This is a genomic window from Vibrio sp. Isolate30, from assembly GCF_022397975.1.
In the GTDB taxonomy this organism is placed as follows: Bacteria; Pseudomonadota; Gammaproteobacteria; order Enterobacterales; family Vibrionaceae; genus Vibrio; species Vibrio fortis.
The window spans coordinates 193,742-207,435 of sequence record NZ_JAKEUS010000005.1; the positions used below are offsets into that span (position 1 = coordinate 193,742).

Consider the following 13,694-nt stretch of genomic DNA (forward strand, 5'->3'; position numbering starts at 1 on the left):
TTCAGTGTGAACACCCCGTTCTAGATGTGCTCTCTCGCACATTTACCTGATGTCGTGACGTAAAAAATCCCCCTAACCGTCACCATGTACGACTAGGGGGATTTTTAAACAACTAAAAAGTTAACTTAGATAAACTTACTTATCTTTCGGCTTTTCAGTGTACATTTCTTCGATTTCGTCTTGATACTTATCGTTAATCACTTTACGACGCAATTTCTGAGTTGGTGTTAGTTCACCATCGTCCATAGAGAAAGCCTTTGGTAACAGTTTGAATTTCTTCACTTGCTCAAACTTAGCCAATTCTTGCTGTAGATCGTTAACGCGCTTTTCTAGCATCTCGACAATCTGGTGGTGCTTAATCAGCTCAACACGATCGTGGTACTTGATGTTCAGTTCTTTTGCATACTCTTCCAGAGAGTCATAACAAGGAACAATCAACGCAGAAACAAATTTACGTGTATCAGCAATCACGGCAATTTGTTCGATAAAGTGGTCTTTACCAATCGCACCCTCAACCACTTGTGGCGCAATGTATTTACCGCCAGAGGTCTTCATCAACTCTTTAATACGATCAGTGATGAACAAGTTACCGTTCTCATCGAAGTGACCCGCATCACCAGTCTTTAAGAAGCCGTGTTCATCAAAGGTCTTAGCTGTCTCTTCTGGCATTTTGTAGTAACCGCGCATCACCATTGGGCCACGAACTAAGATTTCGTTCTGCTCGCCAATTTTCACCTCAGCACCCGGCATAGACATACCGATTGAATCCGGGTTAAAGCAGCGATCATCCCAACATGAAACCGTTGCTGTGGTTTCTGTCATGCCGTAACCAAGCTTCACGTTGATGCCAATTGCGTGGAAGAAGCGACCAATAGTTTCGTCAAGCTTCGCACCACCACAAGGCATGAAATTGATGTTACCACCTAGCAGAGCACGCAATTTAGACAGCACAAGCTTATCTGCTAATGCATGGCTCTTTTTCAACATTAGAGACGGTGTGCGACCTTCTTGATGACATGCCGCCAATTTAGCGCCCATGTTCACAGCCCAGGTAAAGAGCACCTTACGAATCAGTGGTGCTTTCGATACTTTCTCATGAATCGCTGAGAAGATCTTCTCGTAAAAGCGTGGAACCGCACACATTACCGTTGGCTTCACATCGCTCAGTGCATCACGCACCTGCATTGTGTCTTGTAGGTAACAGTTAGTAGCGCCTTTATAAAGGACGTAGAAAGTCCAGGCACGCTCAAACACGTGAGATAGCGGTAGGAAACAGAGCGAAACATCTTCTTTGCTTAGGCTTAAGCGCTCATCGTGACCTTCTAACTGAGAGCCAATGTTAGCGTAGTCCAGCATTACACCTTTCGGTTGGCCAGTCGTACCAGAGGTATAGATAAGAGTCAGCAGATCATCCATATTCGCATCGGCAAGGCGCGCGTCTAACTCAACTTGCTGAGCCTGTTGACCTCGCTCGATGAACTCTTGCCAAGAGATAGCAAAGTCATAAGCTTGAGTATCAATGTCATCTGACATTGCAACGATGATTTCTAGCTGTTCACACTCGTCAAATAGGCTGATTGCTGCATCAAACTGTGGCTGCTCGCCAACAAAAAGCACTTTAACGTCTGCGTTTTGAATAATGTAGGAAGACTGCGCTGCAGTGTTCGTTGGGTAAATCGGCACAGTTACAAGACGAGCTTGTAGCGCTGCAAAATCTGCCACAGTCCATTGAGGCATGTTGTTTGAGTAGATACCGATTTTGTCTTGGATTCTCAGTCCTTGAGCCAATAGTGCGAGTGACAGCTTATCGATCTGTTCACCAAATTGCTGCCAGCTAATGCCTTGCCAAACATCATTAACTTTATGCTTTAAAGCCGTGCGGTTGCCGCCCTGAGCAATCTGCTCGCGAAGTCGTTTTACGATATGAAAATCTAAATTGGCCATCTCTTTACCTTTGGCTTACACCTGTAAGCTTTTTTGAGCGCACAAGTGTACCTCTGATCATGGAAAAGGCAACTGATGGAGCTCAAAGTTATCAGTAATAGTACATCTAACTTTAAAAAATGAACGGCGCTCGTCACTCTGGTACAAAAAAGCCCCGAACCAGCAAGCTAGTTCAGGGCTTATAAATCAAGGTTTTCAGCGATTAGTTAAGTGCTACAACTTCGCCACAGATCATCATCAGTTGATCTCGTAACCAAATGTGTCCTTTGTCTTTCTCGCTTGATTCGTGCCAGCTTAGGAAGCCTGAGATTGCCGCATTATCGAATGGGAAATCTAGAATCTGTAGCTGCTCTTTATTTGCTGCGTGCTCAACCATCCAACGAGGTGCAATCGTTACGAGTTCAGATTGGCCAACTACGTATAGTACGTTGCTTAGGCTAGTACCTTCATAGTAAGGCGTGCAGTCTAGGTCGCGGTATGCTTGCTCAGAGAAGCTGCGCTGACCATGAATGCGAGACAGTTTCGCGTGCTTCTCTTCTAGAAGCTCAGAAGCCGTTACCGAACCGTTGATACGAGGGTGTGAAGCTGAAGCAACAACCACTAGCTCATCTTGGAAGATTTCTGTGCTTGAGAAACCTTGCTCATCAAAGCGAGCGTAATCGATAACAAAGTCGATTTCTTGGTAACGCATGCGCTCTGAAAGTTGGCGGTCAAACTCAGCGTCCATGTGCAGTTGAACACTTGGTGCAAGTTCGTTGATAGTCGACATAATCTTCGGAGCAAAACGCATGTCACATGGGCTGCAGATAGCCAGCTTAAACAGACGAGAAGACGACTCTGGAGAGAACACAGAACTTGGTAGTTCATTGCGTACTAGTTGCAGTGCTTGGCGGATTGGGCCAAACAGTTGACGAGCACGTTGAGTCGGTTGAATACCACGACCCTGACGCATAAATAGTTCGTCGTTAAACATCACTTTCAGACGTGCTACAGCATTACTTACTGCAGGCTGAGACATACCCAAATTGTGCGCTGCACGGGTAATATTTTGCTCTTGCATTACAGCATCAAAAACAGTCAATAGGTTTAGGTCTACTCCACGAAGTGTGCTTTCCATTCGGTAGCTTGCAATAGCACTCATTGCGTCTTTTTTCTCTAACATTCAAGTTGCCTCTTGTCGGTATGACAGCGTTAAATTTGTAATAGTGTGGGAATAGATAACCACTAGTTCTTATATTTATCTGGCCGATGTGTTTCGGATAACATCTACTATTAACCAATCAATCGAACGCTACCAACAAGATTGATAAAGAATAATTTTATTTTACCTCACTGAATAATTATTAATTTAATATCATGCACTTATGGTTTTATAAAAAAACATAAAAAGGCGGATTTTGGGATTTTCTTACGACTTATTTGACGGCTCAATCATTCAGTTACATTTGTTACAAATGATTGAGCCTATGAATTGATAGAGCAAGGCATTCAAAAACCCCACCTATGAATCAAGTAATAGAAGCGTAACTCGGGAAATCAACCTTCTCCCATAACTGCCTTCTTAATTGCTCCTGACAGTGCCAATCTTTCGCTAAAATCCACTCCACAATCGCACTTGCCACGTCGGGATAGGAGACCATTTCCGCCTGTTTTTCGCCTAACCAAGTACGCGTGGTTGCAGGGTCCAAAAAAGTCATGGTTTGAGCCAAACCTAAGGCCTCTAGAGTGGCCACATTACTCTGTTGTTCGAACTGACCCGCAAGTGGTTTAAGCAGTAACTTCTTCCCCAAAGTCATCGCTTCAGAGGGGAGTTCAAAACCTCCATTTGCAATCACGCCAGAACACGCTTGCAGGTCGACTTGAAAACCATCATGGCTGAGCGGCTTAAATACGATATTCTCAACCGTGCGCTGCTCAATAATATCTGGGTGATAGCAGACAAATTGATGAGAGATGAATTTAATCAAAAGGTCGGTCACATCATCTATGTCTTCAAATGGCAGATACACTAGGCTGAAATCCACGGCGCCTTCTGCAGGGGATACCTTTTCGCGGCTCGACAAGGTATGAACAATCGGAGGTAGGATTGGCTGTTCAAAGTGATACCAATGCAATCCAATATAGTGCTCAGTTGGAGCAAAGTGCTGTATCACTGAATGCTCTATCCAGTTTCCTCCTTTTTTGGGCACATCAAACCTAAAGGCATTTTGATGACTAATACCAATACAAGGTACTTTTTGCTTCTTGGCTGCCCACGCCGATACCGGTTCAAAGTCATTCAAGACCAAATCGTAATGTGAGAGATCCAATTCGGCGATTTCACGACGAAAGCGCCACAGACTATTTTTGAAGAATGTTTTGCCGTACTTCACTTGTCCCTGTTCACTAAAGAAGGTTAAACCATGGCGAGTCTGGTAATCACCAAATGCTTCCATTGAAAAGTACTTATCCCCCTCTCGACCAGAGAATAAGAAATCGACATCCACATTCTTCGCTTTCAATGCATTTGCCATCGCACGCGCACGTGCAATATGACCATTGCCTGTCCCTTGTACACCATAGAGTATTTTCATTTTCGGTCCTTTATAGACTCTCGAATTAGAGAAATTATCTGTAAACTTAAAGCAGTCCATTGAGCGCAAGACTCGCGCAAGCAACACCAAGTGCCGCCCCAATCAGAACATCAGTAAGGAAATGGACGCCAAGCAAGATACGCGAACCCGCAATCAGACTTGCCCAAACAAGACTCAGTAAATAAACCTGCGGGTAAAAGTGGCCAATAACCGTGGCCATAACAAAAGCCGCGGCCGAATGCCCCGATGGCAGGCTGTATTTATCTGAAGGCACGATGTAGGAGTGTAGGAATGAGGAGAACTCGGCAGGGCGACGTCGCTTAATGGTATTTTTTGCAAGCCAGTAGATAGGCAACTCAATGGCGAATGCCGCTAAGCCAACCATAAGAAACGCCTTGCCACTTTGCTCATCTAAAAACAGTGCTGCAATAGCAAACAAAAGGTATAAGTGCCCGTCCCCAGTATGGGATATCGCTTTACTGATCTGCGCCGTTTGCTTGCTATAACGACTCTTCAAGCAAAACATAGAAAATGCCACATCCCAGCGGACAATTGGTTCTATCGTTCTCATGTGTTCCCTCAGCTCTTATCATTGCTTTGGGATTAAGTTAGAAGTTAGAAATGACAATATGGTGACGATTTTGCGGATAAAAAATGAACATTTCATCTGTTGCAACAACCGCCCGTTTTGATGAATTGTAGATAAAAGGAAAGCGGCTAAAACGCCGCTTTTGATGTTTACACCCGACCGACTAGATAGTGAGAGGTTCGTGTTTCTTGACCAAGCCAAAATCAGCCAAAATCGCATAGGCAGCAGGGATCATAAACAGCACCAGTAGCGTCGAAGCGAAGATACCAAACACAATCGAAATCACCAGTGGTTGTATAACCTGAGCCTGCAAACTGGTTTCCGTAAGCAGAGGCAACAGACCTGCCGCAGTAGTCATCGAGGTTAAGAACACAGCACGGAAACGCTCACGACTCGCCTTCACTACTGAGTCATGCACGCTATCGCCCTCATCCACATGGTGCCGGATATATTGCACCAAGAGTATCGAGTCGTTGACCACGATCCCAGCTAATGAAACGAAGCCCATCATACTTGGCATACTCAAAGAATGCCCAAGCAGCCAGTGTCCAACGACAACACCGATAAAGGCTAAAGGTATCGCTAGCATCACCACGAAAGGTTCTAAGTAGCTGCGGAATTGGTAACTCAGTATGGTAAACACACCAAACAAGCCCAGTAAGAAACCTTTACCCATCGATGCCCCCGTTTTAGCCGCATCTTTTGCCTCACCTTCAAAGTCGAAACGAAGACCTGGGTATTTCTTCAATAGCTTAGGAGCCTCATCACGCTGGAACTGTGCCAAGATAGCCGATGAGCTGGCTTTCTTATTATTCACATCACCAAAGATACTAATGGTACGCAAACCATCAATACGTTGGATTCGCACGTAGTTTCGTTGAAAGTCGAGTGTCGCCAACGTGGCTAGCGGGATCTGGCTTCCGTCTGAAGTGATGATTGGGAAGTTCGCCAACTGTTGAACATCGCCCGCTTGCTGCTTATCCAAACGCACTTCAATTGAGATGTTCTCAACGCCTACCTGAATCTCATCCGCAGTTTGACCAAAGAACGCAGCACGCAACTGAGAAGCGATCATCTGCCCGTTGACGTTGTAAGTCTCCGCCCCCGGTCTTAGCTTAACTAAGATCTCCTCTTTACCCATTCGCATATCATCAAGCACGCCATGCACACCATCAAACTGATTCAAGTACGCTTGAATATCAATAGAGGCCGCTTTCAGCGATTGAAGATCATCATGCTTAGCTCGAATTTCAATGGCTCGCCCACCCGGTCCAACAGTCGGTTGTTTAAAGACGAGAGAAATCGGGTCGGCCAACTCGCCTACATCTTCACGCCAAGCGTCAATAAAGTCGTCGATGACTGTATTTCGGCTCTCAGCACCACGTAAGTCCAAACGCACCGTCGCTAAGTGTGGACCAGATTCATTGGCATCCGCATTGGCGTTAAACTGACTGGTAATGTGCTCAACCAAAGTATTCCCACCTTCAACCTCTTCACTCCATTTAAGGTTCAAGCGCTCAGCTGAGGAGACGATGTGTTCCACTACTCGCTCGGTTTGCGCTAGCGATGCACCCGGCGGCAAAATCACGCGCGCCTCTGCAATATCACCATCGAGCTCAGGAAAAGGTTGGAACTTAACGATTCCGCCAGCAATCAAGGCAATAGCCAGTAGCAGCAAGCTCACTACCCCTCCCATGAAGGCATATCGAAAAGCGACCACTCGCTCCACCATGCTCATGAGAGTGGTATTGCGGAAGTTTTCAAACTTGTCTAATAAGACAACTTTAAAGCGCAGCGCAGGTTTCTCTTTTTTCTCTTTATGTAGCGAATGTGATAAATGGTTTGGCAGTATCAAAAAGGCTTCAATCAAGCTTAACGAAAGCACCAATATCAAAACCTGTGGCACCGCTTTGAGAACCGCACCCATCTCACCATCTAAGAACAGTAGGCTGCCAAAAATACACACCGTGGTTAAGAACGAAGAAAGTACGCCTGGCAGAACTTTCTTCACCCCGTTGTAGACCGCGTCATCGACCTTTTGCCCTCGGTCGAGGTGCGAGGCTATCGATTCGGCGATCACAATGGCGTCATCCATCATAATACCGATGGCCATTAACAAGCCGACCAGTGACATGATGTTGATGGATAACCCAAGATTCGCCATCAAGAACAGACCACCTAAGAACGCAACGGGTAGACCCGCGGCAACCCAAAACGAGTAGCGTAAGCTGAAGAACAACCACATGGTGGCAAACACCAGTACAATCCCTTGCCAACCGTTCCGTACCATCATTGTTAGACGGTCCCAAAGTACAGAGGAGAGGTCATTGGTCATTTGCAGTGTCACGCCATCAGGGGCGATAGCGCTCTGATCTTCGACAAATTGAGTTACGCGCTCTTTGATGCGCAGTGCGTCGTCTTCTTTATTCTTGCTCACCTTTAGCAGAGCCGACGGTTTACCATCAAATAGGACCTTTTGCTCATCCAATTCAAATCGGTCTGTGATTACAGCAATGTCTCGCAGACGAATTACAGAGCCATTTGGCGCAGAGCCAACCACGATACTCTCGAGCTCAAGTGGTGTTACGCGACGCTCATCAAAACGAATCAGAAAGTTTTTATCTGGTGTTTCAACATTACCGCTTGGTAGCTTAACGTTCTGACGCCCGATCTGCTCTGCGATGTCATTCACTGTCAGTCCCAATTGACGTATTGCTTGGGTATCCAGTTCGACACGATATTGATGATCAGAAAAGCCGCTCACTTCAACCAAAGAGACATCATAATCTAGCTTCATGGTGCGCTTTAGCTGCTCAGCATAAGCTTTAAGCTCAGGCCAAGTGGTGTCTGCAGTAATTGCTACATCAACCACGGGCTCATTCCAATCTAGCTCTTGAACTACTGGGGATTCAATCTCTGAAGGAAAGTCGTTAATTGAATCAATCTGAGTCTGTACATCCACCAACATACGACCAATATCGGCTTTCTCATTCAACTTGAGGATCAGGCGCGCACTTCCTTCGATGGCCTCACATTGGGTTTCTTCGATATTCGCTAAACCATCAACGGCGTCTTCCATTCGGATACACAGGCTCTCCTCCACCTCTTGAGGGGAAGCGCCAGGATAAGCGATCCCCGCCATGATGTATGGCGGATCGTACTCGGGAAAGGTTTCACGCTTAATGGTAGAGAGCGATGTAAAGCCGAGAACCAACAACCCGAGCATCAACAAATTCGCGGCAGTTGGGTGGCGAGAGAAAAATTTGATCATGAGGCGTTCTCCTGCATCTCCTCAATGACGATCTCATCAGTTACTGCTTCATCACCCGTTTCTCTTAACAACATTCCTTCAATTGCCGGAAGAATATCGTTAAGAATCAGCTTATCGCCGTTATTGAGAGCGCCAATAACCACGACTTGATTGTCTCGGCGGTACAACACCTCAACTTTGACCATCTTCAGACGCTGCTCACTATTCATTAGATAAACAGTATCTCCATGCAATGCTCGCTCTGGCACGACCCAGCTTAAATTAGATGCCCCTTCAATTTGCGCCTTAACGAACATCCCATTAACCAGAGGCGGTAAACTACTCGGCTCAAGTTGTGCGTAATCTTGTTGGATTTCTAAAATCACTCCTGCCGTCGCTTGGTTTTCGTCAACGGTTTCACTGATGCGAGCAACACGTGCAGGCCAAGCAGCATTCAAATTGCCGCTATTAAGTTCGATGGTTGCGGTGATCTCAGAGGTATCGGTGTTAGGAATACCGGACTCATCACGGGTGAACTCGCCTAAGCTCGACGCCAAGGTCTGCATATCATGAATCGAAAGCTGCGCCTCTACCTCCATCACATCGATCCCATGAGCAATGAACATGGTTTGTTGGAGATTAACCACCTGATTAGTCTCTATATCTACCTGCGCGATACGCATTGCTTTGGGTAACGTAATGGTGGTTTTTTCCAAAGAACGCTCAGCTTCTCTTACCTTAGAAACATTAACCTTGATCACCGCCTCAGCGACTCTCTTCTCATCCGGCATAAGCGCGATTTGATTCTCGATATCGAGCACTAACTTTCGCTGCGACAGCGCACTCTGCTCTTGCAGATCAACATCAGACTGGGAAGTGAGACCTTTTTTGCGAAGATCTTGTTTGCGCTTTAGCTCTTTGTTACTGATCACCAAGCGATTTTTCTCGATTTTCAATGTCTGGTTTAAGTTCTGTTCTTCTTGATTCAGCTTAGCCAAAGAGGTTTGAGAAGATTTAAGGTCGGCCTGAGCTTGAGTCAATTTGAGTTCATAATCGAGAGGATCAATCTTGAGCACCTCTGTACCAGCCGGGATCACTTTACCCTTCTCTAACTCAGGATGACGAAAAACGATCTTACCCGTAACTTCAGCAATGGCTTTCCACTCAACCTTTGGAACCACCTTACCAAAGCCAATTGCCAAGGGAGCCATGAGTTTTGGCTCAAGTGTTTGTACGTCAACTAAACGAGCACGATCATCGGCAGGTTTAGTAGGTAAGTCAGGTTTAAGGTTTATCGCAATCACTAAACCAACAATACCAACGGCCAACGCTGGGAAAAACAGCAGTTTCTTACCAATCTTCATTATTCTTATCCTGCAAAATAGCGGTGTTTTCTGGATTCAAAAAGCCTTCGCTCATTAATTTTATATTGTGCTCAATCAAGCTATTAAGGAACTCTTCATTCAATTCAATACCGTGGAGAGCCAGCAATGGTGGCGGTGCAATAAATGGAAACACCATTAAACTGATGTACGACACTCGACATAATTTAGGATCTCTGTCTTTGCGCAGAACACCTTGCTCAACCAACTTTTCGAAAATAATGTCTTGCGCTGGCTTCGCGACATCTAGAAACACTTTTTCAAGCAATTCCCGTTGAGTTTCTGAAGGTGGCATATTCATCACTTGAGCAATCAAACGCGGAAATCGGGGAACCTTGACCATTTCTCGGTAGTAAGTACGCATTAGATCTAAAAAATTATCGTGACTACTTTCATCAATCAGCTTTTGCATCTGCACTTGCATTGGGCGGAGTGTTTCACGGAGCATCGCTTCAAATAATCCCGCTTTATTCCCAAAATAGTAGCGAATCATTGCGATATTAACGCCAGCACGCTCGGCGACAAGGCGTGTCGATACCTTGTCATATGGCTGTACTACAAACAGATCCCTTGCATGCTCAATCAAGAGTTGCCGAACCTCTCGATTCTTTTGCGGTCGTCCAGCTTTTCGTCCCACTCTCTGCTCACCCTATAATTAATCAGACGATTAATTATAGGGTGCTTTTTAAGCGGGCGGTGAAGAATAATTACACGCTATTTAATCAATTGATTAATTAAAGCTAAGCCAGAATTATTTTCCCGTCATTCACTCTGTAAAAAAGATTTAGTACAAAGTTATAACCTAAACATCATGCAAACGATAAACTAACCGCACGACCAAATAGCACATTAATAGATTTAAACACCAAAAACACATACAAAATCAGCACAAACAAAATGAAAAAGCTCACAATGCACACCGATATTGGATTTTCACGTTTGACGCTCAGAATAAATTACGGTAAATATGGTGTTAACAGTTTATTTACGGATATTTGTGCAATGACGTTTTCTTTTTCTCGACTGCTGAAACTTCTCCTTATCGTGAACCAATCGCGTGGGTAAGTTGTGGGTCAAGAACTGCACAAATATTAAAACCCGCGCTAAGCGGGTTTTTTTGTAACTAATCTCATTAAAAGAACATCATTCTCAATAATATTTTGGATAGCAATCGATACGATATCGATATAAGGAAGCACCCATGAACGATCAAGTGATAATTTTTGATACGACTTTACGAGATGGCGAGCAGGCTCTAGCTGCTAGTCTGACGGTAAAAGAGAAGTTACAAATTGCTTATGCACTTGAAAGACTCGGTGTGGACGTTATCGAAGCTGGCTTCCCAGTATCCTCTCCGGGTGACTTTGAGTCGGTGCAAACTATCGCAAAGAACATCAAAAACAGCCGTATTTGTGCCCTTTCTCGTGCCGTTGCTAAAGATATTGATGCAGCTGCGGAGGCTTTGAAAGTTGCTGAAGCATTTCGTATTCATACCTTTATCTCAACTTCTACGGTTCACGTACAAGACAAGCTTCGCCGTAGCTACGACGACGTGGTTGAGATGGGTGTTAAAGCGGTAAAACATGCACGTAACTACACTGATGATGTTGAATTCTCTTGTGAAGATGCTGGTCGTACACCCATTGACAACCTATGTCGTATGGTGGAAGCCGCGATTGATGCTGGCGCTAAGACCATCAACATTCCAGACACTGTAGGCTACACGGTGCCAAACGAATTCGGTGGCATTATTCAAACACTATTCAACCGTGTACCAAACATCGACAAAGCGATCATCTCTGTTCACTGTCATGATGACCTTGGTATGTCTGTCGCAAACTCCATTGCAGCGGTTCAAGCCGGTGCTCGTCAGGTCGAAGGTACTATCAACGGTATTGGTGAGCGTGCAGGTAACTGTTCTCTTGAAGAGATCGCAATGATCATCAAGACGCGCCAAGAGTTGTTGGGTGTTCATACTGGCCTTAAACATGAAGAGATTCACCGCACCAGTAAGCTAGTGAGCCAGCTATGCCACATGCCAATCCAAGACAACAAAGCGATTGTCGGTGCTAACGCCTTTAGTCACTCTTCAGGTATCCACCAAGATGGCATGCTTAAGAACAAAAACACCTACGAGATCATGACACCAGAGTCGATTGGTCTTAAGAACAAAGCATTGAACCTAACTAGTCGTAGTGGCCGTGCTGCAGTTAAGAGCCACATGGATGCAATGGGTTACCAAGAAAACGAATATAACCTAGATTCATTGTATGAAGATTTCTTGAAGCTAGCTGACCGCAAGGGTCAAGTATTCGATTACGACTTAGAAGCCTTGATGCACTTCGCTAACCTTCGTGACGAAGACGACTTCTACAAATTGAACTACCTAAGCGTTCAATCGGGTAGTGTAATGTCGACCACCAGCATCAAGCTGCAGTGTGGTGATGAAGAGAAGTGTGAAGCGGCAGTCGGTAATGGCCCTGTTGATGCGCTATACCAATGTATCTACCGTTTGACTGGCTACGAAATTGTACTAGACAAGTTCGACCTTACTGCAAAAGGTGAAGGTGAAGATGGCCTAGGTCAAGCAGACATTATCGCCAACTACAAAGGTCGCAAATATCACGGTACCGGCGTTTCAACCGATATCGTAGAAGCATCTGGCCAAGCGCTATTGCATGTAATCAATAGCATCCAACGTGCAGACACGATTGCTGAAATGAAACAGCAACGAATCGAAACCGTATAAATCGAATGACTCTCTGGTTCTCTTATAAGGGAGAGCCAGAAAACAAATTAACGCTCCTCCAAGCTCGAAGAAATTAAAGGATTAACATGACTGACAAATCATACAAAATTGCCGTACTACCTGGCGATGGCATCGGCCCAGAAGTAATGCAACAAGCACATAAAGTGTTAGACGCTATCGAAAAGAAACATGCAATTAGCTTTGCACGTGAAGAGTATGATGTTGGCGGTATCGCGATCGATAACCACGGTTGTCCACTACCAGAATCGACAGTGAAAGGATGTGAAGAGTCTGACGCGGTATTGTTTGGCTCTGTTGGTGGCCCTAAGTGGGAACACCTTCCACCAAACGACCAACCAGAGCGTGGTGCCCTACTTCCTCTACGTAAGCACTTCCAACTGTTCTGTAACCTACGTCCAGCACAGATCCATAAAGGTCTAGAGTCATTCTCACCACTTCGTGCAGACATCTCTGACCGCGGTTTCGACATCGTTGTTGTTCGTGAATTAACGGGCGGTATCTACTTTGGTCAGCCAAAGGGTCGTGAAGGTGAAGGCGCAAATGAAAAAGCGTTTGATACTGAGGTTTACCACCGCTACGAGATCGAGCGCATCGCAAAAATCGCTTTTGAATCGGCACGTCTACGTAATAAAAACGTTTACTCAATTGATAAGGCGAACGTTCTACAGAGCTCTATCCTATGGCGTGAAGTTGTAGAAGAAGTGGCAAAAGATTACCCAGATGTAACGCTAAACCACATGTACATTGATAACGCGACGATGCAGCTTATCAAAGATCCGTCTCAGTTTGACGTGATGCTTTGTTCAAACATCTTTGGTGACATCATTTCAGATGAGTGTGCAATGATCACAGGCTCAATGGGCATGCTACCTTCTGCTAGCTTGAACGAAAGCAACTTTGGTCTATACGAACCAGCAGGCGGCAGTGCACCAGACATCGCAGGCAAAAACATCGCTAACCCAGTTGCTCAAATCCTATCTGCAGCATTAATGCTGCGCTACAGCCTAGGTGAAGAAGAGGCAGCACAAGCGATTGAGACTGCCGTATCAAAAGCGCTATCTGCAGGTGAATTAACTGCTGATCTTGCTGGCGACAAACCAGCACTAACCACTTCAGAGATGGGCGATAAGATCGCACAGTACATTCTAGAAGCTTAAGATCACGTAACACTCTATAAGAACAATAT

General features: G+C 45.3%; 9 protein-coding genes. 2 read left to right on the top strand and 7 right to left on the bottom strand.

The window, feature by feature from the left end; all coding sequences use genetic code 11:
- Positions 1-135 precede the first annotated feature (135 nt).
- The 7 genes from L1D60_RS14370 to L1D60_RS14400 all read right to left on the bottom strand — a co-directional run bounded on the left by L1D60_RS14370 (position 136) and on the right by L1D60_RS14400 (position 10,375).
- Positions 136-1,944 carry a long-chain fatty acid--CoA ligase gene (locus tag L1D60_RS14370; protein WP_239841638.1) on the bottom strand — a complete coding sequence of 603 codons (1,809 nt, stop codon included), beginning with the start codon at positions 1,942-1,944 and terminating at the stop codon, positions 136-138.
- A 202-nt stretch (positions 1,945-2,146) separates the two neighbouring features.
- Positions 2,147-3,106 carry a transcriptional regulator LeuO gene (gene leuO, locus L1D60_RS14375; RefSeq protein WP_239841639.1) on the bottom strand — a complete coding sequence of 320 codons (960 nt, stop codon included), beginning with the start codon at positions 3,104-3,106 and terminating at the stop codon, positions 2,147-2,149.
- Between the two features lie 346 nt (positions 3,107-3,452).
- Entirely contained in the window at positions 3,453-4,517 is a 1,065-nt protein-coding gene (locus L1D60_RS14380; protein WP_239841640.1) for an MJ1255/VC2487 family glycosyltransferase, read from the bottom strand.
- A gap of 46 nt (positions 4,518-4,563) precedes the next feature.
- Positions 4,564-5,088: a phosphatase PAP2 family protein gene (locus tag L1D60_RS14385; RefSeq protein WP_239841644.1), complete on the bottom strand. Its 525-nt coding sequence runs from the start codon at positions 5,086-5,088 to the stop codon at positions 4,564-4,566.
- A gap of 181 nt (positions 5,089-5,269) precedes the next feature.
- Positions 5,270-8,377, bottom strand: coding sequence for an efflux RND transporter permease subunit (locus tag L1D60_RS14390; protein ID WP_239841646.1), 3,108 nt, complete (start codon positions 8,375-8,377; stop codon positions 5,270-5,272).
- A complete protein-coding gene (locus L1D60_RS14395; RefSeq protein ID WP_239841648.1) occupies positions 8,374-9,720 on the bottom strand; it encodes an HlyD family secretion protein in 1,347 nt (448 codons plus the stop codon). The genes L1D60_RS14390 and L1D60_RS14395 overlap by 4 nt, the downstream gene beginning before the upstream one ends.
- Positions 9,707-10,375, bottom strand: a complete 669-nt coding sequence (locus tag L1D60_RS14400; protein ID WP_239841650.1) for a TetR/AcrR family transcriptional regulator — start codon at positions 10,373-10,375, stop codon at positions 9,707-9,709. The genes L1D60_RS14395 and L1D60_RS14400 overlap by 14 nt, the downstream gene beginning before the upstream one ends.
- 564 nt (positions 10,376-10,939) lie before the next feature.
- Between L1D60_RS14400 and leuA the strand changes: the two genes are divergently transcribed.
- Together leuA and leuB are read left to right on the top strand one after the other, a co-directional pair.
- Positions 10,940-12,487, top strand: coding sequence for a 2-isopropylmalate synthase (leuA, locus tag L1D60_RS14405; protein ID WP_239841652.1), 1,548 nt, complete (start codon positions 10,940-10,942; stop codon positions 12,485-12,487).
- A gap of 86 nt (positions 12,488-12,573) precedes the next feature.
- The gene (gene leuB, locus L1D60_RS14410) at positions 12,574-13,665 is read left to right on the top strand and encodes a 3-isopropylmalate dehydrogenase (RefSeq protein WP_150870817.1); all 1,092 of its coding nucleotides are present in this window, start codon (positions 12,574-12,576) and stop codon (positions 13,663-13,665) included.
- Positions 13,666-13,694 lie beyond the last annotated feature (29 nt).